Origin of the sequence: Paenibacillus sp. 2TAB26, assembly GCF_052115145.1 — a bacterium.
Taxonomy (GTDB): Bacteria; Bacillota; Bacilli; order Paenibacillales; family Paenibacillaceae; genus Pristimantibacillus.
On sequence record NZ_JBFRGC010000003.1, the window covers coordinates 59,523 to 79,526 of the forward strand.

The window sequence follows — 20,004 nt, forward strand, 5'->3', positions numbered from 1 at the left end:
GAGCATGCTTTTACAGGGAATCCTGTGAAGTATGCTCTTTTGTCTTTTTGACGTATGATGGTTGCTCTTAAGGTAAACGTTTGTTTATTAATGATGATTTAATGAAGAATGGTAAATATATATTGCGACATATATAAATATATGTTACATATTAAATAACGGAAATGACCTCAACGTGTGTTCTAATTATTTATTCCGTCATATGAAAGCAAAGGGAGACTGGATCATGGAGAGAGAATTAGCATTAGAGCTTGTACGTGTAACGGAACTGGCTGCGCTCGCATCGGCGCCTTGGATGGGAAGAGGCGATAAGAATAGCGCTGATGGAGCAGCAACATCTGCGATGCGCTCCATGTTTGATTCAGTGTCCATACGCGGTACTGTCGTCATAGGCGAAGGGGAAATGGATGAAGCGCCGATGTTGTACATTGGGGAGGAAGTAGGAAGCTTGAATGGCCCCGAGGTTGACGTAGCGGTTGATCCGCTGGAAGGTACGGAAATCGTAGCCAAAGGACTTAACAATGCAATGTCCGTGCTTGCAGTCGCAGGAAAAGGCCAGCTTTTGCATGCTCCTGATATGTACATGGAGAAGCTCGCTTTCGGTCCTGCTCTTGTTGGCAAGCTGTCGATAACTGATCCGATGGATGTAACGCTCCGTAAAGCGGCTGACGCTTTAAACAAGAAAGTTTCGGATTTAACGGTTATGATTTTGGACAGGACGCGCCATGAAGCGATCGTCAAGGTGCTGCGCCGAGTGGGTGTGCGTATAAAATTTTTGTCGGATGGTGACGTTGCAGGCGCGATGGCACCTGCATTCCCTGAAGCAGGTATTGATTTATATGTAGGCTCAGGAGGAGCGCCAGAGGGTGTACTGGCTGCGGCAGCGCTGAAGTGTTTAGGCGGCGAGCTGCAAGCAAGACTGATGCCGGCGGATAGCAACGAGTATAATCGCTGCGTGAAAATGGGGATAGAAGATCCGTATCGCGTGCTTACGATGGAGGATATGATTGGAACGGGCGATGTTTATTTTGCAGCAACAGGCGTTACGCCAGGGGAGTTTTTGGGCGGAGTACAGTATTTTCCTGACGAGAGGGCAGAAACGCATTCCATCGTAATGCGCGCTAAGACCAAAACGATCCGATTCGTACGTGCTATGCACTATTTGCCGAATAAAACATTTTTAAATAATGATAATTGATTGATCACTGGAGTGGCCGGCCGAAAGGCCGACCACTATTAAAATAACATTCTAATAATACAATGAGCAGCAAGAATATAACTCAGCTGATTAGGAATTAACGGACATCAGATCCGTTATTTGCTTGAAATCCCCGTTTTTAAAGAGCTAACGGACATACAGTCTCTTATTTGGTCTCAAAAGCCATGATTATGTTTCCATTTACATAAATAACGTATCTGATGTCCGTTAGAATTGTATTTGAGCTGTATTCACCATAATAGCGGAACCTATGTCCGTTAGAGCTGAGCGCGTAAGCTTAACCTGCCAAACTTTGTCTAATCTCGTCAACCTAACGACCCCATCGACCCCAACGACCCCAACGACCCCAACGACCCCAACGACCCCAACGACCCCAACGACCCCAACGACCCCAWCGACCCCATCGACCCCATCAACCCTAAGCCCCCCCCAGAACCCCCACCTAAAACTAATATTGATTTCGAGCTGGAAACGCTCCTATTAACCTTTATTGCGAAAGCGTTCCTCATAGAGGAATTAACGGACATCAGATCCGTTATTTGCTTGGAATCCCCTATTTTTAAGGATCTAACGGACATACAGTCTCTTATTTGGCTTTAAAAGCCGTGTTTACGCTTCAATCGCCATAAATAACGTATCTGATGTCCGTTAGAATTCAATTTGAGCTGTATTCACCATAATAGCGGAACCTATGTCCGTTAGTGCTGCGAGAGGGCTTAACCAGTCTAACCCCAAGCCCCCAAGCCCCCAAGCCCCCAAGCCCCCAAGCCCCCAAGCCCCCAAGCCCCCAAGCCCCCCCCACCTACAAAATGTCGATGCTGAGCTCGATACACTCCAGTTACTCTTCATTCGATGAGCGAGGTGGCATATTACTGAAAAAACTCCCGTCAATTCGAGTACATCCCCTCCTTAGAGTAGATGTTGTCGAATAAGCGGGAGTTTTTTTAGTAAACCGATATGAAGTTTGTCACTAATGAGAGTAGCGGAAGCTATTCTTGTTAGTTTTCCTGTGAGGTGGCTGCTTACTTTTAGTGCTTCATTGTGTGTAAATGCGCTCACAGCTGAATGGGACTTCTTCCGTAAAAGTAACTCAAATGCTAAGTAGAAGTGCTAATGTTGACTATTAGTACGTTAGTTGCCGCCTGGTATGAACTTTTTCAACCAAGTTCCAAAGCTGGATGGATTGCGCGTTTGGATCAGAACGACACCTTCACCGCGGAAGCGGCATACGAGACCTTCGCCGCTCGTAATGCTGGATAACCAGCCTTTAGACGCTTTTTCTATCGTATAGTTCATATAGCCAGGCCAAGCAACTAAATGACCGTTATCGATGATGACTTCTTCGCCATGGCTCAAGTTTAGAGCATGGATCGCGCCATATGAGGAGAGAAACACCGTGCCCCGGCCGCTGATTTCTACAATAAAGAAACCTTCGCCCGATAAGAGTCCTTTGCCTAGGTTTTGCATTTTTGTATTGACTTCTATGCCGCTGGTGCCAGCTAAAAAACCATCCTTTTGCACATAAAGCTTATAAGAGCCGTCGAGTTCAATCGCTTCAATATCTCCGAGAGAAGGAGGGGCAAGGTGGACTTCACCTTGACCCCGATTTGCAGTCATCTCTTGGAAAAAGAACGTCTCTCCGCTTAACATTCTTCCGAGTCCGCGCATAAACCCGCCGTCTGTTGTCCCTTTAAGATCGATGGTAGGGGACATGGACACCATTGCACCCATTTCGGCTTTTACGCTCTCGCCCGGATTGAGCCTCACCTTCAGCATGGCAAAGGCGCCTTTATAAAAAATATCATAGTTCATGAATTAACCTCCTCAAAGGTTTTGCTTAAGCAATATCTGCTTCGCATCCATCGCATTAAGCTCGCAATGTAAAACGAAGCCTCGTAAATTCCATTTAGTCAAGGGGAGGCTGTGTCACACCTTCGCGCTCTGCTTGTCTGCGATGAGCCATCCGACTTGCTGCCGATGCAGCGATAGCCCCAACGATATCGTCCAAAAACGTATGGATTTCTCCATCGGTTTTGTCGTTCAGCTTGACCAAAATGCCGGGCTTCAGCTTATCGACATATCCGAAATTCGTAAACCCGATGCTTCCATACACATTGACAATGGACAATGCCAAAATTTCATCGCATCCATAAAGACTCTCGTCATGCTTGATCATATCCTGCAGCGGAGCCATAAGCTTGCCTTCCTCGGCGAGGATATCAAGCTGGATGCCGGTCAAAACGGCATTTTGCACCTCGCGCTTCGATAGGACGGCATCAATATGGACGATACAATCCTCTGGCGTTAAGCCAGGGAAATAGTCTTTTTGCAAAAAATGTACGAGCTCGGCGATAGCCAGCTTTGTTACTCCGCGTTTGAGGAGCCATTCGTCTGTAGCCTCAGCCACTTTGCGGCTGTTGAGGCTATAAGTTTCGGGATTGGACATGTTTTTGTTCCCCCTTAGGATTTTATGGACAAAACTGGTCTAAAAAAGGGAAGGGCTCGTATACATAGTACTACAAATAAGGAGTTGTACAAAGCCGCTAGGCAAAACTTGATTAGGGAGGAAAGGTCAATATGATTCAAAAAAGATGGATTAGGGGTGCTGTACTTTCGGGGGTTCTCGTGCTGCCCATTCTTACTTCGGGTTGTGGTCTGTTTTCCAAGCAGACAAGCCAATCAATCGATCCGCCGCAGGTTGAGGTTAAGGATGGAGTAGAAGGTGCAGAAACTGGACAGGCAATCGGAGTTGGTGAAGAAGCGCAAATGACAGTATACCTTGAAGATCGTAACGGTTATTTGGCTCCAATCTCACTTCAGACCTCACTCGGAGCGAATGAGCAAGCCGCACAAAAGGCACTGGAAATGATGGTCGAGAATGGGGCATACGCGAATCAGCTGCCTGAGGATTTCCGCGCAGTTATCCCACAAGGCACTCAAATTAAATCGTATAAATACGATAAAGAGCAAAAGCTTGCTAAAGTAGAATTTTCTGAGCCGTTCAGTGACTACAATCCACAGGACGAACGTACGATCGTTGAAGCGATCACATGGACTCTGACAGCTATGCCGGGGATTGAAGGCGTAGAAATTTGGTATGAAGGCGCTAAGCTGCCAGAAATGCCACAAGACGGCTTCCCGCTTGACAATACGCTGACACGTTCAGTGGGCATTAATATCGAAGCGGCAGACGGTGTGAACTATGCGCAATCAACGCCTGTAACGCTGTACTTCTCCGCTCAAACATTAAACGACGAACAATATTATGTGCCAGTTACAAGATTAGTCGCTCGCTCGGAGACTCCGACGAAAGCAGCGCTGGAACAACTCATTTCGGGTCCGCTTAACAAAAAAGAGTTGACCAGTGTAATCCTTCCGGATGTACAAGTGAAGGATGTTGTACAGGAAGGTGATGTTGTCACTGTAGATTTGCAGGATGAAGCGTATCAGCAAGGTCAGAAGCTTCCGTCCGAAATGCTTCAAGCACTCGTTCTTTCTATCACTGAAAATACGAAAGCAGCAACGGTTCAAATTAAAGTAAATGGAGAATCTAACTTTACGGACGAAGCGAACAACTCCTATAGCGAGCCTGTAGGCAGACCGCATCACGTCAATGCTATTAAGTCATAAGAGATAACTCCGGAATGTACAAAGAGGCCGATCAAAAGTGAACGCTTTTGAAAAGCCTCTTTTGTGCATTTATTAGCATGTATTAGGTCTGAACGGTTTATTTTAAGCAGAAGCAAGCATGCAAAAAATTTCCACTGATCAGCTGAATTTGTACATTCATGACCGCTTCACTTTTCTTTTTCACGGGCAGCGGATGCAATTCACAGGTTACTTTGTTAAAATAGGAAAGATTGCAGGATGGGATACTTTTGTTTTCTAATCGAAAAACGCTAGCACTCAGGAGGAAATTAGAATGAGAAACGATGGTCGGCAACCGAACCAGCTTCGGCCGGTAACCATAACGACAGGTGTCAATAAATACGCAGAAGGATCGGTTCTCATCGAGGTTGGAGAGACGAAGGTCATTTGTACAGCGAGCGTGGAGGATAGAGTACCTCCATTTATGAAAGGGCAAGGCAAAGGCTGGATTACAGCTGAATATGCAATGCTGCCTCGCGCAACACATACACGCAATATTCGTGAAGCGGCTAAGGGTAAGCTGACAGGACGGACGATGGAAATTCAGCGCCTTATTGGTCGTGCATTGCGTTCGGTCATTGATTTGCAAGCACTAGGTGAGCGGACTATTACGCTTGATTGTGATGTCATTCAAGCCGATGGCGGTACTCGTACGACATCTATTACAGGTGCGTTTATCGCGCTTTCCATTGCAATTAACAAAATTTCCGAGAAGGTACAATTTGCAAAATATCCGATTACAGATTTTTTAGCGTCGGTAAGTGTAGGTGTCATTCAAGAGAGAGCGCTGCTTGATCTGAACTACGAGGAAGATTCCAAAGCTAAGGTTGATATGAACGTTGTTATGACAGGCAGCGGCAAGTTTGTTGAGGTGCAAGGAACTGGCGAGGAAGCACCATTTTCGCGCGATGAGCTTAATCAATTGCTGCAACTTGGAGAAGAGGGTATTCTCGAGTTGATCAGCAAGCAAAAGGATGTTCTCGGTCCTTTGGCGGCTCGAATCGGAGGTTAGTATTCTGATGAAGCATTCCATATTAAATCATGCTGTTATTGTTGTAGCTACAAAAAATGCAGGTAAGGTGAAGGAATTCGCGCATGCGCTTCAGAAGCTTGATAAATCGGTAGAAAGCTTGCTGGATTATCCGCAAATTCCGGATATCGTGGAAGATGGCGATACATTTGCCGCCAATGCTCGCATCAAAGCTAAGACGACGGGAGACATTCTTGGCGTTCCTGTGCTGGCTGATGATTCAGGCTTGCGCGTTGCAGCGCTGAATGGCGATCCAGGTGTCTATTCCGCTCGTTATGCAGGTGAGAATGCGACTGACGGTGAAAACAATGCCAAGCTCATTCAGGAGCTTCATCAACTAGCTGATCATGCAGAACGAGAAGAATTGCAAGACGGGTCCAAAATACTGAGCAAAGCACAGTTCGTATGCGCGTTAGCGCTGTATGATCCGGCGACCGGTTTGTTTCTGGAATCGGAGGGTACAGTGGATGGCGTCATCACGGATAATCCTCACGGCAATGGAGGTTTCGGTTATGATCCGCTGTTTTGGCTTCCTAGCTTGAATCGCGGGATGGCCGAGCTGTCTAAGGAAGAGAAGCAGCAAATCAGCCATCGCGGCGATGCATTAAGAAAGCTCCTTCCGTTGCTTGAACAAGCATAATAAGTGAAAAAGCAACCCTATCCAAGAGCAGCTGAATGCAGCGGCTTTTAGCGGATGGGGTTGCTTTTTTTGTGTGATGAGAACAAAAACATTATCCTTGTCAGCTTAAGATATGACGACCTTATATTCCTTCAACCATAAATTGACCTGATATAAATAAGCGAATAGCTGCGGACCGGACATCAATTGACCAAACCAAGGGGTATTCGAGCTTGCGGATTCCGACTCGGTTAGCGCTCTAACCTTTTCTACATTAATTAATGGAAGGAGCGGGGAGCTGGAATCGTTCAGTACATCTAACAAAAGCCCTTTGACTGCGGCCAAATAGTTCGGATTATGCGTTTTAGGATAGGGGCTTTTTTTACGAGTCAATACGTCCTCAGGCAATACACCGCGCAGCGCCTTGCGCAATATTCCTTTTTCGCGATCGCCGGATGTCTTGATCTCCCATGGGATATTCCAAACATATTCAACTAACCGATGATCACAGAAAGGGACACGGACCTCAAGGCCTGCTGCCATGCTCATTCGATCCTTGCGGTCTAGAAGCGTTGGCATGAAGCGGGTGATGTTCAAATAAGACATTTGACGCATCTTCCGCAGCTGCTCAGATTCGCCATCTAGATGAGGAACCTCTGCTATCGCTTGGGAATAACGATCCCCAATGTAGTCAAGCGGTTTAATCCATGCGGCAACGTCAGGTGCGAGCAGATCAGCACGCATAACTGAAGCAAGCGACCAAGGGAAGGTATTGGCATTTAAAGCCTCTTCGCGATGAAACCAAGGATAGCCGCCAAAAATTTCATCGGCAGCTTCGCCTGAAATTGCTACGGTTGCATCTTTTTTTATTTCATGGCAAAAGAGCAGCAACGAAGCATCAACATCGGCCATGCCCGGAAGATCGCGAGCAAAGGTGGCTGCTTTTAATGCGCCAACCAAATCAGGTGTATCAAACTGTATAGGATGATGAATTGTGCCCAGATGCGTCGTCATTCTCTCGATCCATGGCGCATCACTATTAGGCTGGAAGGCATGTGCCTTAAAATGTTTATCGTTGTCCGCATAATCAACAGAGTACGTGTGGACATTCCCTTGCCCGTTCTCGTTGTAATAATTGACAGCGAGTGTAGTTAGCGCACTGGAATCAAGGCCGCCAGACAGCAGGGTACATACAGGAACGTCTGAAACGAGCTGCCGCTCAACGGTATCTTTTAGCAGCGCTCCTACTTGTTCAGCTGTTTCTTCTATATTTTGCCCATGGGGGCTGCTCTCAAGCTGCCAGTACGTAATCGTCTTCACGCCAGCGTGATTGACGGTCATACACTTGCCAGGTCTAAGCTCATTGATTTGCTTATATACACCATGGCCTGGAGTGCGTGCTGGTCCTAAAATAAAAATCTCAGCAAGCCCTTCCGCTCCAACCTCCGGCTTCACGGCAGGGTGTGCCAATATACATTTTTGTTCGGAGCCAAAAATAAACAAACCATCCTGTGTGCTATAGAACAGCGGTTTGACGCCAAGCCGATCACGCGCCAGAAATAGTTCTTGCTCTAATACGTTCCATATGGCAAAAGCAAATATTCCGTTAAAACGCTCTACGCAAGACTTGCCCCATTCCATAAAAGCGACCAGCAGCACTTCTGTATCACAATTTGTCGTAAAGATTCTGCCCCTGCTTTCAAGCTCCTTGCGAAGTTCTGGTGCATTATACAATTCCCCGTTATAGACAACGACATATTTGTCGTCGCCGGTATGGCGAATCATTGGCTGTGCCCCGTTCTCCGGATCAATGACGGATAAACGTCGATGGCCTAAAGCGCAATGAGCTGATATCCACGTACCGGAAGCGTCGGGACCGCGCGGTGCAAGGGTGTCTGTCATCTTCTCTAAGCTTTCACTTTGCTTAGTCAGATCACGGTTCCAGTCGATCCAGCCGGTAATTCCACACATTGATCTCATTCCTCTCTTTTGCTGGTCTCAAAGTAGCGATAATATCAGTTATATGCAGAATAAGGGATAAAATGTCTGTCCGACGGGGGATGCTAGAAGTGGCTGTGAAAAGTAATAAATGCAGGAAGGAGTGTGCGATTGATGGCAGAGCAAGAAGCAGGCAGTGAAGAACGCAAGCATTATTTCGTTTCTGTTCAGGCGGGACAAATATTAGAGGATCCGCAGGCAGCTGCGTATGAACTTGAGATTATAATGAACGAAAATGAGTATACGAAGCTTAGAGAGCTGTTTGATGAGCTGTCTAGCATGGATGAAGCGGAGATGTTTCATTTCTCGTACAGTCCGTTTGGCTCAGCAAGCGATGGCGAAATCAACGCTGGTTACGATCAGTTGATTGAGCGAATTTACAGGCAATTGTATGAGTTTGGAACGGACACGACGAAGCAGCATATCGAATCGATGCAGTTTTTTTAATAAGCGGATAAGTAAGCATAAACAGGGTGTTGCAGAAGCTGAATAGCTGAGGCAACATCTTGTTTTTTTATAATACAATCGATATATACATGGGAAATAAGTTGAATGATACAGTAAAAATAAAATAAGAATGTTTTTTCTAAATTATATCGCTGTTTTTAAGTAATCATTTCTATTATATTGCTGCAAAAAATGATATACTTCTACAAAAAATAGTGGAGGGTTTTCGTTTTGCAAAAGTTAGTTTTTTTTGTCGGAGTAGCGGGGACGGGCAAAACAACGGTAGCTAGAAAGTTGTCTGCTCGCATTCCAGCTGCTTTTCTTGACCGGGATACGATAGGCGGTCGTTTTGTTGAGGCTATATTGGAGTTAAACGGCCTGGATAAAAGAGATCGGGATTCTGATTATTACAAAAAGCATTTGCGTGATTTGGAATATGATACGGCAAAGGACGTATGTATTGAAAATTTGGCTGCTGGTCAAAACGTATTTATGATTTCACCTTTTACGGCAGAACTGAAAAACAAACAGTGGATCGAAGAGGTTGTTGAGGCAGCAGGCCTCACGATGAACGAGGTAGACGTTAAGGTGGTTGTTGTCACGCTGCTGGATATGGAGCTGCAAAAAAATCGGATCATCGGGCGTCAAACAGAGCGCGATCAGTGGAAACTGGACAACTGGGGCGACTTTGAGAAACGGATAGCATTTGTTCCGCAAATCAACTGGGTTATTCCTAACTCCTCCATCCTCGTGTTTGATAATAGCGGAGAGCTAACGGAAGAGAAAGCCGAGCAATTATTCCAATTTGTTAATGAAAAGCAGACAACATTATCCGTTTAATATAATAAGAAAAGGCGGCTTCATTTGGGGAATTTCCCTATGAAGCCGCCTTTTTATTTGTGGTTTTGTGATTAAACGGTTTTCAAAAATGATTTCAATTGCTGGATAAAGGCTTGTGCTGCAGCTTTAGGCTCACGTGCTTTATGTGTAATAATGCCATGCGTCAATAGGAGCTCTTGGTTCAAGGGCAATGACAGCAGCGTACCTGCGGCTACCTCATTAGCTACATTTGATTCTGGTACGAATGAGATGCCCATTCCGCAAGCAACCGTCTGCTTAATGAGCTCAACACTGGAGAAAGACAAATGATCAGCAAGCTCAACATCAACTTCTCTCAGCATATCGCGTCCATAAGTGTGGTAGATACACTGATCCCCGAAGCTAATGAAGGCGTTGTCGTGCAACGCTTGCCATCCGAGCTGCGCGAAGCGCTCTTCCAGCGCAGGAGCACAGATCAGCAAGAGCTTCTCTTCTATTAAAGGTGCAAATAGAAGGTCGTCACGTTCCGGAGCCTTGGGTACGATGCCGAGGTCAACGCGATGGATTATGACATGTGCGGTAATATCATGTTGCAGGCCAGGCGTTAAATGCAGCTTGATCTTGGTGTATTGCTGGAGAAAGCCGGTTAAAAAATGCGGTAGATGAGAGATGGCAAACGACTCTAGAGCTCCGATTCGAACGATACCTGACGGCATGCCAGGCTCCGAGAACGCATCCTGAAGCGAATGTCCAAGCTGGATAAATTGATATGCATAGGGAGCTAGCAGCAAGCCTGCTTCTGTTGGCTCTACGCCGCGCGGCAAACGGTGAAAGAGCTTTTTGCCGCTTGCTGTTTCCAAATGTCGAATATGTGAGGTTACCGTCGATTGAACGTAACCGAGACGATCAGCGGCACCGCTGAAGCTTTTCTCCTCCAGCACAGCAGTAAATGTAACAAAAAAACGACCTTCCCAAGACTCCAGCATGTTAACTCCCCTTAGGTATCGGAATTTGAAATGGGTTCCATTGTAAACATTCAATTCTCGAATGATTTCTCTTATGATAGCATGATGTCATAATAAGAGAAACGGGGAATGAGAAATGCTGAGAAATAAAAATTGGAAGCCGCTGGCGGCAGCGGTTGTTGGCACCGTTGTTATCGCATTGCTGCTGACCATGGGCGATTTAATGTCGATTACGCTGATGATGGCTCCATTTGGGGCCAGCTGTGTTATCGTGTTTGTTTTGCCAGATAGTCCGCTTGCCAAAGCCAGAAATGTTGTTGGAGGCCATTTGATCAGCACTGGAGCAGGTCTTGTGATGCTGCATCTGTTCGGAGATTCAACATGGTTCATTGCACTATCTGTTGGATTGTCCATCCTTCTGATGCAGCTCACAAGAACAGTTCATCCACCCGCAGGTGCTGATCCGCTTGTTGTTATGCTAAGCCATGCGGGCTGGTCCTATCTGTTTACTCCGGTCCTATTCGGAGCGGTGCTGATCGCGCTTGCCGCTTATGGTTATAGGAAATTATTGGCGACCAAGTCAGCTGCTTTGAAGTCATAGAAATAAAAAAAAGGGCTGATCCAGTTGGTAAATACCGGGATCAGCCTCTTTTAAATAGATCAGTATATAATAAAAAAACCACCTGAATAGGCGGCGTTAATGGATAATAATATGGCGTCCCGGAAGAGATTCGAACTCCCGACCGACGCCTTAGAAGGGCGTTGCTCTATCCAGCTGAGCTACCGGGACACAAGAAATAATATAGCACACATCATTAAAATATTGCAAGCACTTTTTTGAATTTATATTCTTTTTATTATAAAATAAGATTTATGAGTTGTCGGAATACTACATTTGTTTTTTCTTTTGATTGTACATGGTATAATCGTACGCAAGATTGTCCGAATGAACAAAAGGCGCGACCATAAGGCGGTGTTATCATTACAACTCCCAATGACACACAAGGCGACAACAAGGATAACGTTTACTTGTTCCCTAGCATGCTGGACCATTATCAGGTACAGTTAACCCGTATGCTGGAAGCGGAACAATACGGGGAGGCCAAGGAGTTGCTGCGCTTTTTGCTGCAATGCCAGGGCGAGGATGCTCGCCATTATGAAGAGTGGGACAGCTTACTTACGTGGCTTGACATGGCTTTTCCTGGAGAAGGAAATGATGGAGAAGATTCGGGATTCCTATCGGCCAAGCGAGAGAAGGAAGAGGACGAGGCGACTATGCGCGAGCAACTTCTTAATCCTCCTGATCAAGATGAAGCTTATGTGAACCAAGTGCTCTACATCATGCAAAATCATCCGATGATCGATCAGCAAATTCTTGCTCTTGAACGCGCTGCTTATATTCAGACTCCAGAAGTGGATGATTCCATTAAAAATTGGCTGGTAACCCAGCAGGTTCACCCTGTCGTTCAGTTTAAGGCACTGCAATGCTTGCGCAAGCGAGGAGCTGCCGGTTTACTGACACTGGAGAGACTTGGTGAAACCGTAGAGCTTGATTTGGAAGCGACGCCTCTTTCTATGGATGAATTCCCTTCGCCAATTATTAGGATATTGGAGCGGACAGAGCAGGTTGCCGAGGTCGATGATCCCACATTGCCGCATTTTGCTAGAGAGCTTTGGAAGGAAAGTTTACAGTTTTTGTATGGTACGGCTGCTTATCATTGGATGTTGAGAGAAGACGAGGATACAGTTGATTATTTTGCAGCTGCGCTGCATTTGACGCTGCTTCTTACCGTTTACGGCTCGGCAAACGATGACGATATTCGTGATACATACGGCATTACCGAAGGTTTAAGGTTCCGTTATGAGCAAGCATGCAAGGCGCTTAGACAGGTTGCCGTTTTGCAGCAATCGGGAGAAGATGAGCCAGAGTCTTGATAATCTGGGCTAGCTTGTTTATAATAGAATGGTTTATGAAACGTGATAACTACTGATGCATGAGCATTTTCGGAGGGGAAGGCATAAAATGAAAGCAACTTGGGAAAAAATAGACAAGAACATCGTGTCGATCGACGTGGAGGTAGGGGCGGAGAAAGTCACTGTTGCTCTTGATCAAGCATTTAAGAAAGTCGTACAAAAAGTAAACGTACCTGGATTCCGTAAAGGTAAAGTGCCTCGCGGCATGTTCGAATCCCGTTTCGGTATTGAGAGCCTGTACCAGGATGCAATTGACATTCTGTTGCCAGATGCTTATTCCGATGCAATCAAAGAAACTAATCTTGAGCCGGTTGACCGTCCTGAGATTGAAGTTGAGCAATTCGCAAAAGGCGAAACATTCAAATTCAAAGCAAAAGTTATCGTTAAGCCAGAAGTTACACTTGGCGAATACAAAGGCTTGGAAGTTGAATCCGTTGTTTCTGAAGTTACAGAAGAGGAAATCGCAGCTGAACTTGAGCGTTTGCAACAGCGTCATGCTGAGCTTACTGTTGTTGAAGAAGGCGCAGCGGCTAACGGCGACATCACAGTTATCGATTTCGACGGTTATGTAGACGGCGAAGCGTTTGAAGGCGGAGCAAGCGAGCGTTATTCACTAGAGCTTGGTTCGAATTCCTTTATTCCAGGTTTCGAAGAGCAAGTGGTTGGCATGCAAATCGGAGATTTCAAGGACATTGAAGTTAATTTCCCTGAGAGCTACCATGCAGAGCACCTTGCAGGCAAACCAGCTGTGTTCAAAGTGAAGCTTCACGAAATCAAACGCAAAAGCTTGCCAACGCTAGACGATGAGTTTGCAAAAGACGTAAGCGAGTTCGATACGCTTGAAGAGTACAAGCAGGATCTCGTTAGCAAACTTAAAGAGCGCAAAGATCAAGAAGGCGAACAAGCTCGCGAAACAGCAGTTGTTGACAAAGCTACGGCAGCAGCAGATGTTGAAATTCCAGAGCCAATGATCGTGACTGAAACGGATTACATGATCAAAGATTTCGAAAACCGTCTTAAAATGCAAGGCATGAACATGGACCTATACTTCCAATTCTCCGGTCAAAACGAATCTGTTCTTCGCGATCAAATGCGCGCAGATGCTGAGAAACGCGTTCGCAACAACCTTGTGCTTGATGCCATTGCTAAAGCAGAAAACATCGTTGCAAACGACGAAGATTTGAACGAAGAGCTTGAGAAGCTGTCCAAATCATACAACCGTCCTTCTGCTGAGCTTCGTGACATTTTTGAGAAAAACGGAAACCTTAGCAACTTGCAGGAAGATATTGCACTTCGCAAAACAATTAAGTTCTTGCTTGAAAACAGCAAAGCTGTTTAATAGCCACATACGAATAATTGAATAAATGCTTCACTCAGGATAAGGCACGTCGTTGATACGTGCCTTATTTTGACCCTACATATGGAAATGTGCTTGTTTTGGAGGCTAAACTCCGTACATATCGAACGGCCGGCGTCGTATAATGTATTAGTGGAAAAATGACATGAATACGATGACGTGTTACAATAAGTAAGTAACCAAAGTCATAAACGAAAAGAGGTTGGTCGCATGAATCTAGTACCGATCGTAGTCGAACAAACGAATCGCGGGGAACGTTCTTACGATATTTACTCCCGTTTGCTGAAGGACCGTATCATTTTCCTTGGGAGCGCAATCGATGATGATGTTGCAAACTCCATCATTGCACAGCTGCTGTTTCTGGCGGCCGACGACCCAGAGAAAGACATTCATCTATACATTAACTCTCCCGGCGGCTCCGTGACTGCGGGAATGGGTATTTTTGATACGATGCAATATATTAAGCCTGAGGTGTCCACGATTTGTATGGGCATGGCAGCAAGCATGGGTTCGCTGCTTCTTACAGCGGGCGCGAAGGGCAAGCGTTTTGCGCTTCCTAACGCTGAGGTTATGATCCATCAACCACTTGGCGGCGTACGCGGTCAAGCATCTGATATCAAAATCCATGCTGATTGGATTTTGAAAACGAAACAAAAGCTAAACCAAATTTACGTAGACCGCACCGGACAGCCTTATGAAAAAATCGACCGAGATACCGACCGTGACAACTTCATGAGCGCGGAAGAGGCTCTTGCCTACGGTTTGATTGACAAGGTGATTACTGCACCGGTATCGACGATTTAATCGAAGGGGTGATTACATGTTTAAATTCAACGACGAAAAAGGCCAGTTGAAATGTTCTTTCTGCGGCAAATCGCAGGATCAAGTACGTAAATTGGTTGCCGGTCCTGGCGTCTATATATGCGATGAGTGCATTGAGCTTTGTACCGAAATTGTTGAGGAAGAACTCGGCAATGAGGAAGAGCTTGATCTTAAGGATATTCCGAAACCGAAAGATATCCGGGCTATTCTGGATTCTTATGTCATCGGTCAAGAGTTTGCGAAAAAATCGTTGTCTGTAGCGGTTTATAACCATTACAAACGGATTAATTCCGGAAGCAAAATCGAAGACGTAGAATTGCAAAAGAGTAACATTTTGCTGCTAGGTCCTACAGGCTCAGGTAAAACGCTGCTAGCTCAAACGATGGCTAAAATTTTGAATGTTCCATTTGCAATTGCAGATGCTACTTCGCTAACAGAAGCAGGATATGTGGGCGAAGACGTTGAGAACATTTTGCTTAAGCTCATTCAAGCTGCAGATTATGATGTGGAAAAAGCGGAACGCGGCATTATTTATATCGATGAGATCGATAAAGTAGCTCGCAAATCGGAAAACCCATCCATTACGCGCGATGTTTCTGGCGAAGGTGTTCAGCAAGCATTGCTCAAAATATTGGAAGGTACAGTTGCATCCGTTCCTCCGCAAGGTGGACGCAAGCATCCGCACCAAGAATTCATTCAAATCGATACAACGAATATTTTGTTCATTTGCGGAGGCGCATTCGATGGCCTCGAATCATTGATCAAACGTCGTATCGGTAAGAAAGTAATCGGCTTTAGCTCTACAGGCGAATTGCAGAAGGATCTTAAAGCTGGTGAGTACCTCACGATGGTATTGCCAGAGGATCTGCTCAAATTCGGTTTGATTCCGGAGTTTGTAGGCCGTCTGCCTATCATTTCAACGCTTGAGCCGCTTGATGAGCCTGCACTCGTTCGGATCTTATCCGAGCCGAAGAACGCGCTTGTGAAGCAATATCAGAAGCTGCTTGAAATGGACAATGTGAAGCTTGATTTCGAACCGGCTGCACTTGATGCTATTGCGAAAGAGGCAATTAAGCGCAACACCGGAGCTCGTGGCTTGCGTGCGATTATTGAAAGCATTATGCTGGAAGTTATGTACGAGGTACCATCACGCGATGATCTAAGTACATGCCTAATCACTGAGCAAACCGTTCAAGAAAAAATCATGCCTGAGCTTACCGCTAAGAAAAGCAAGAAAAAAGAAGAGAGTGCGTAAGCCAGCACTCCAATATAAGAAGCTATAAGTCTAGGCTTATAACTTAACTTATATATGACCGCGTAACGAGCTGTTTCCGCTACATTGTAATGGAATGGGAGCAGCCGTTTACGCTTGACTACCGTCATTGTTTCCACCCAGCCGCGCGGTTTCTAAAACCGCCAGTCAAAGGGTGGACTTTGCCGTTCATGGGAGAGATAAGCTTATGTACTTACGTCAAGATACGGTACCGGTTAAAGTCGGCAATCTAACGATTGGCGGCAGTAACGAAGTGATTATTCAAAGTATGTGTACGACGAAGACTGCTGATGTCGAAGCTACTGTTGCGGAAATACTAGGACTTGAAGAAGCTGGCTGCCAGCTAGTCCGGGTTACTGTCAACAACAAGGAAGCGGCGGAAGCGATTAAGGAAATCAAGAAACGCATTCATATTCCGCTAGTTGCGGATATTCATTTTGACTATCGCTTGGCACTGCTAGCTATCGAGAATGGCATCGACAAAGTGCGGATTAATCCGGGCAATATCGGTCGCCGCGAACGCATCGAAGCGGTTGTTAAGGCTTGTAAGGAAAAAGGCATTCCGATCCGGATTGGCGTCAACGCTGGTTCATTAGAAAACCATTTGCTAGAAAAGTACGGTTACCCGACACCGGAAGCAATGGTAGAGAGCGCGTTGTTCCATATCGGTATTTTGGAGGAGCTCGATTTCCACGATATTATCGTATCTCTTAAAGCATCGGATGTTCCAATGGCCATTGCTGCGTACTCGATGGCGGCAAAAGTCATTAAGTATCCGCTCCACCTAGGCATTACAGAAGCTGGAACGCTGCACACAGGCACGATTAAGAGCTCCGCTGGTATTGGTGCTTTGCTCGCGCTTGGCATTGGCAACACGCTGCGTATCAGCCTTAGCGCTGACACGGTAGAGGAAGTCAAGGTTGCTCGTGAGCTTCTTAAAACCTTTGGTCTAATTACAAATGCTGCAACACTCGTTTCCTGCCCAACTTGCGGTCGTCTAGATATCGATCTGTTTTCGATTGCAAATGAGGTAGAAGATTATATTTCAAAAATTAAAGTGCCAATCAAGGTTTCTGTGCTTGGTTGTGCGGTCAATGGTCCAGGCGAGGCTCGTGAAGCGGATATCGGTATCGCTGGCGCTAGAGGCGAGGGCATGCTTTTCCGTTATGGGGAGCTCATTCGCAAGGTGCCAGAAGCTGAATTGCTGTCTGAGCTAAAGAAGGAAATTGACGAAATCGTACGCGTTTTTGAAGCGACGGGCGAAATACCTGGCCGCAAGCATCATACACCTGCATAATCATTTATGAAAAGGTTTATTTACGTCATTTGCAGACGTGAGTAAGCCTTTTTTTTTGTTGATGAAAAGGGGAAATTCGTGTGTTAACGCTTCTTATGATAAATGTGATGGTAGGCTTGAATTGTACTTTATACATTACGTGATAATAGGATATACCTCTAAGTAACGAGCTTCGCTAAAGTAATTTCCCCCTTTCCCAACACGAGGTTTCGAAATAAAGAGAATTGCTTGTGAAAAATAACAGCATTAACGGTTATTACCACATCGTAGAGGCAATACTATTTTATACGCATGTTTATTAAGGATAGCTATGCACATTGAAATCAACGAAGCAGGTCTAAGTTCTTCTCTTAAGCCTTCTTGTAGTTACATGATTAGCTAGAAAGGTATGAAAATGAAGCAAGGTATTTAATTAATATTTCCATTTAAGGATTATATTCCTGCGGAAATGATCGTCACTATTCAAATGGCTACAGCCGTTTACGCTTGAAATATAAGAATGAAAATAGATGATCATTTTCATAAAAGCTTATATTTCTACGCGAAATGAGCCTACACTATTTCATCGGCTACAGCCGTTTACGCTTGAAATATAAGGATGAAAATAGCTGATCATATTCATAAGAATCTTATATTTCTACGCGAAACGAGCCTACACTATTTAGACGGTTTCAGTCGTTTACGCTTGAAATATAAGAATGAAAATAGATGATTATTTTCATAAGAATCTTATATTTCTACGCGAAACGAGCTTTCACCATTTCATCGGCTACAGCCGTTTACGCTTGAAAGGAGCGGATTACTAATGAGTTTAAGTGTTGTATTAATGTTGATTCAAGTGTTTTTTGCAGTTGTTATCGGCTTGTATTTCTGGAATTTGCTGCGCAATCAAAAGACGAACCGCTCGGCCGTTGATCGCGAGTCTCGCAAGGAGATGGACAAGCTTAGAAAGCTTAGGAGTGTATCGCTTACGAAGCCCTTATCGGAGAAGACAAGGCCGCAAGCGATGCAGGACATCGTTGGCCAGCGTGACGGTCTGCGTGCCTTAAAGGCGGCGCTGTGCAGCGCAAACCCTCAGCATGTTATCATTTATGGCCCTCCAGGTGTTGGGAAGACCGCTGCGGCGCGTGTCGTGCTGGAGGAAGCCAAAAAAAATCCTTCTTCGCCGTTTTTGCCTGAAGCGAAATTTACAGAGATCGATGCGACAACCGCTAGGTTTGATGAGCGCGGAATAGCTGATCCGCTAATCGGCTCGGTTCATGATCCTATTTATCAAGGTGCAGGTGCGATGGGTGTAGCAGGTATTCCTCAACCTAAGCCAGGCGCTGTGACGAAGGCGCATGGCGGGATCTTGTTTATTGACGAAATAGGTGAATTGCATCCGATTCAAATGAATAAATTGTTAAAGGTACTGGAAGATCGTAAAGTGTTTCTGGAGAGCGCGTATTATAATTCGGAGGATTCGAATATACCAGTGTATATTCATGATATCTTCCAAAACGGCCTGCCTGCTGATTTCCGTCTAGTCGGTGCAACAACACGGTCGCCGCAGGAAATTCCGCCAGCTATCCGTTCGCGCTGCATGGAGGTGTTTTTTCGTCCGCTGCTTGCTGAGGAGATTGGCTTAGTAGCAGAAAACGCAGTGAAAAAAATTGGCTTTGCTCCTTGCCCTGAAGCGATCGATGTCGTCAAGCGATATGCGACGAACGGACGCGAAGCGGTTAACGTCATTCAGCTAGCTGCGGGTGTAGCTCTATCCGAAAAAAGGGACAGCATCGCTGCGGGCGATATTGAATGGGTTGTAAACAGCAGTCAAATTCCACCGCGTCCTGATCGCAAGGTGCCGGATGCACCGCAAATCGGTTTCGTAAATGGCCTTGCTGTATATGGTCCAAATATGGGCACGCTGCTCGAAATCGAAGTAAGCGCAATTCCTGCTGCTTCTGGCAAAGGTCTGTTTACAATTACAGGCGTTGTAGACGAGGAGGAGCTTGGCGGAGGATCGCGGACGCTTAGAAGAAAAAGTATGGCAAAGGGCTCAGTCGAAAACGTAATTACAGTTTTGAGACGTATCGGGCTTAATCCGCAGGATTTTGACTTGCATATCAACTTCCCTGGCGGTACGCCGATTGATGGCCCTTCTGCCGGTATTGCGATGGCAACAGCTATTACATCAGCAATAAAAGGCATTCCAATTGACAATAAACTGGCCATGACAGGTGAAGTTGGCATACATGGAAACGTAAAACCTGTTGGCGGCGTATTAGCTAAAGTTGAGGCAGCTTTCCAAGCTGGCGCTAAAACAGTCATTATCCCGAGGGAGAACTGGCAAGCGATTTTTGCAGACTTGGAAGGTCTTAAGGTCATTCCTGTCGAAAAGGTGGAAGAAGTGTTCAAGTTTGTGTTCCCAGATACTGAAGTGTCCCCTGTGCGGGTCGAAGCTCCGCTTGGAACCGATCTTTTTATCGCTTCAGCCGTTCCGTATTTGCAGGCTGATTCCGTAGAATGATAAACTAGGGTAGACGTTAACAATTGG

17 protein-coding genes and 1 tRNA gene are annotated in these 20,004 nt (G+C 45.7%); 13 read left to right on the top strand and 5 right to left on the bottom strand.

Going from position 1 to position 20,004, the window contains the following annotated elements; translation table 11 throughout:
• Window positions 1–226 precede the first annotated feature (226 nt).
• Window positions 227–1,198, top strand: a complete 972-nt coding sequence (glpX, locus tag AB4Z50_RS03320) for a class II fructose-bisphosphatase (protein WP_441875694.1) — start codon at window positions 227–229, stop codon at window positions 1,196–1,198.
• 1,152 nt (window positions 1,199–2,350) lie between these two features.
• Here glpX and AB4Z50_RS03325 read toward each other — a convergent pair.
• Window positions 2,351–3,031, bottom strand: coding sequence for a TIGR00266 family protein (locus AB4Z50_RS03325; protein ID WP_076271638.1), 681 nt, complete (start codon window positions 3,029–3,031; stop codon window positions 2,351–2,353).
• A 94-nt stretch (window positions 3,032–3,125) separates the two neighbouring features.
• Window positions 3,126–3,665 carry a phosphatidylglycerophosphatase A family protein gene (locus AB4Z50_RS03330; RefSeq protein ID WP_076271639.1) on the bottom strand — a complete coding sequence of 180 codons (540 nt, stop codon included), beginning with the start codon at window positions 3,663–3,665 and terminating at the stop codon, window positions 3,126–3,128.
• 131 nt (window positions 3,666–3,796) lie between these two features.
• Between AB4Z50_RS03330 and AB4Z50_RS03335 the strand changes: the two genes are divergently transcribed.
• From AB4Z50_RS03335 to rdgB, 3 genes are all read left to right on the top strand, one after another.
• Window positions 3,797–4,849 (top strand): GerMN domain-containing protein, encoded by a 1,053-nt coding sequence (locus tag AB4Z50_RS03335; protein WP_441875698.1) that lies wholly within the window; start codon window positions 3,797–3,799, stop codon window positions 4,847–4,849.
• Window positions 4,850–5,141: 292 nt separating this feature from the next.
• The gene (rph, locus tag AB4Z50_RS03340) at window positions 5,142–5,879 is read left to right on the top strand and encodes a ribonuclease PH (protein WP_441875701.1); all 738 of its coding nucleotides are present in this window, start codon (window positions 5,142–5,144) and stop codon (window positions 5,877–5,879) included.
• 7 nt (window positions 5,880–5,886) lie between these two features.
• The gene (rdgB, locus tag AB4Z50_RS03345; protein ID WP_076271642.1) at window positions 5,887–6,537 is read left to right on the top strand and encodes an RdgB/HAM1 family non-canonical purine NTP pyrophosphatase; all 651 of its coding nucleotides are present in this window, start codon (window positions 5,887–5,889) and stop codon (window positions 6,535–6,537) included.
• Between the two features lie 105 nt (window positions 6,538–6,642).
• Here the strand turns inward: rdgB and asnB are convergent, their stop codons facing one another.
• Window positions 6,643–8,487: an asparagine synthase (glutamine-hydrolyzing) gene (gene asnB, locus AB4Z50_RS03350; RefSeq protein WP_339209540.1), complete on the bottom strand. Its 1,845-nt coding sequence runs from the start codon at window positions 8,485–8,487 to the stop codon at window positions 6,643–6,645.
• A gap of 141 nt (window positions 8,488–8,628) precedes the next feature.
• Here asnB and AB4Z50_RS03355 point away from each other — a divergent pair, with 141 nt between their 5' ends.
• A complete protein-coding gene (locus AB4Z50_RS03355) occupies window positions 8,629–8,961 on the top strand; it encodes a hypothetical protein (protein WP_441875706.1) in 333 nt (110 codons plus the stop codon).
• 231 nt (window positions 8,962–9,192) lie between these two features.
• Window positions 9,193–9,801: an AAA family ATPase gene (locus tag AB4Z50_RS03360; protein ID WP_441875709.1), complete on the top strand. Its 609-nt coding sequence runs from the start codon at window positions 9,193–9,195 to the stop codon at window positions 9,799–9,801.
• A 71-nt stretch (window positions 9,802–9,872) separates the two neighbouring features.
• On the opposite strand, the gene AB4Z50_RS03365 is transcribed toward AB4Z50_RS03360, so the two are convergent.
• Window positions 9,873–10,766 carry a LysR family transcriptional regulator gene (locus AB4Z50_RS03365; protein WP_441875712.1) on the bottom strand — a complete coding sequence of 298 codons (894 nt, stop codon included), beginning with the start codon at window positions 10,764–10,766 and terminating at the stop codon, window positions 9,873–9,875.
• 115 nt (window positions 10,767–10,881) lie between these two features.
• On the opposite strand from AB4Z50_RS03365, the gene AB4Z50_RS03370 reads away from it, so the two are divergent.
• Entirely contained in the window at window positions 10,882–11,346 is a 465-nt protein-coding gene (locus tag AB4Z50_RS03370; RefSeq protein ID WP_441875715.1) for an HPP family protein, read from the top strand.
• Between the two features lie 112 nt (window positions 11,347–11,458).
• Here the strand turns inward: AB4Z50_RS03370 and AB4Z50_RS03375 are convergent.
• Window positions 11,459–11,535 (bottom strand) — tRNA-Arg (locus AB4Z50_RS03375).
• 251 nt (window positions 11,536–11,786) lie between these two features.
• Between AB4Z50_RS03375 and AB4Z50_RS03380 the strand changes: the two genes are divergently transcribed.
• The 6 genes from AB4Z50_RS03380 (at window position 11,787) to lonB (ending at window position 19,977) form a co-directional block, all read left to right on the top strand.
• Entirely contained in the window at window positions 11,787–12,680 is an 894-nt protein-coding gene (locus AB4Z50_RS03380) for a hypothetical protein (protein ID WP_076271667.1), read from the top strand.
• An 88-nt stretch (window positions 12,681–12,768) separates the two neighbouring features.
• The gene (tig, locus tag AB4Z50_RS03385; protein ID WP_441875719.1) at window positions 12,769–14,058 is read left to right on the top strand and encodes a trigger factor; all 1,290 of its coding nucleotides are present in this window, start codon (window positions 12,769–12,771) and stop codon (window positions 14,056–14,058) included.
• Window positions 14,059–14,286: 228 nt separating this feature from the next.
• Entirely contained in the window at window positions 14,287–14,880 is a 594-nt protein-coding gene (gene clpP / locus AB4Z50_RS03390) for an ATP-dependent Clp endopeptidase proteolytic subunit ClpP (RefSeq protein ID WP_053374767.1), read from the top strand.
• Between the two features lie 16 nt (window positions 14,881–14,896).
• Window positions 14,897–16,153, top strand: coding sequence for an ATP-dependent protease ATP-binding subunit ClpX (gene clpX / locus AB4Z50_RS03395; protein ID WP_076271649.1), 1,257 nt, complete (start codon window positions 14,897–14,899; stop codon window positions 16,151–16,153).
• A 205-nt stretch (window positions 16,154–16,358) separates the two neighbouring features.
• Window positions 16,359–17,468: a flavodoxin-dependent (E)-4-hydroxy-3-methylbut-2-enyl-diphosphate synthase gene (ispG, locus tag AB4Z50_RS03400; RefSeq protein ID WP_054027210.1), complete on the top strand. Its 1,110-nt coding sequence runs from the start codon at window positions 16,359–16,361 to the stop codon at window positions 17,466–17,468.
• An 805-nt stretch (window positions 17,469–18,273) separates the two neighbouring features.
• Window positions 18,274–19,977 carry an ATP-dependent protease LonB gene (gene lonB, locus AB4Z50_RS03405; protein ID WP_339207835.1) on the top strand — a complete coding sequence of 568 codons (1,704 nt, stop codon included), beginning with the start codon at window positions 18,274–18,276 and terminating at the stop codon, window positions 19,975–19,977.
• The last annotated feature ends 27 nt before the right edge of the window (window positions 19,978–20,004 follow it).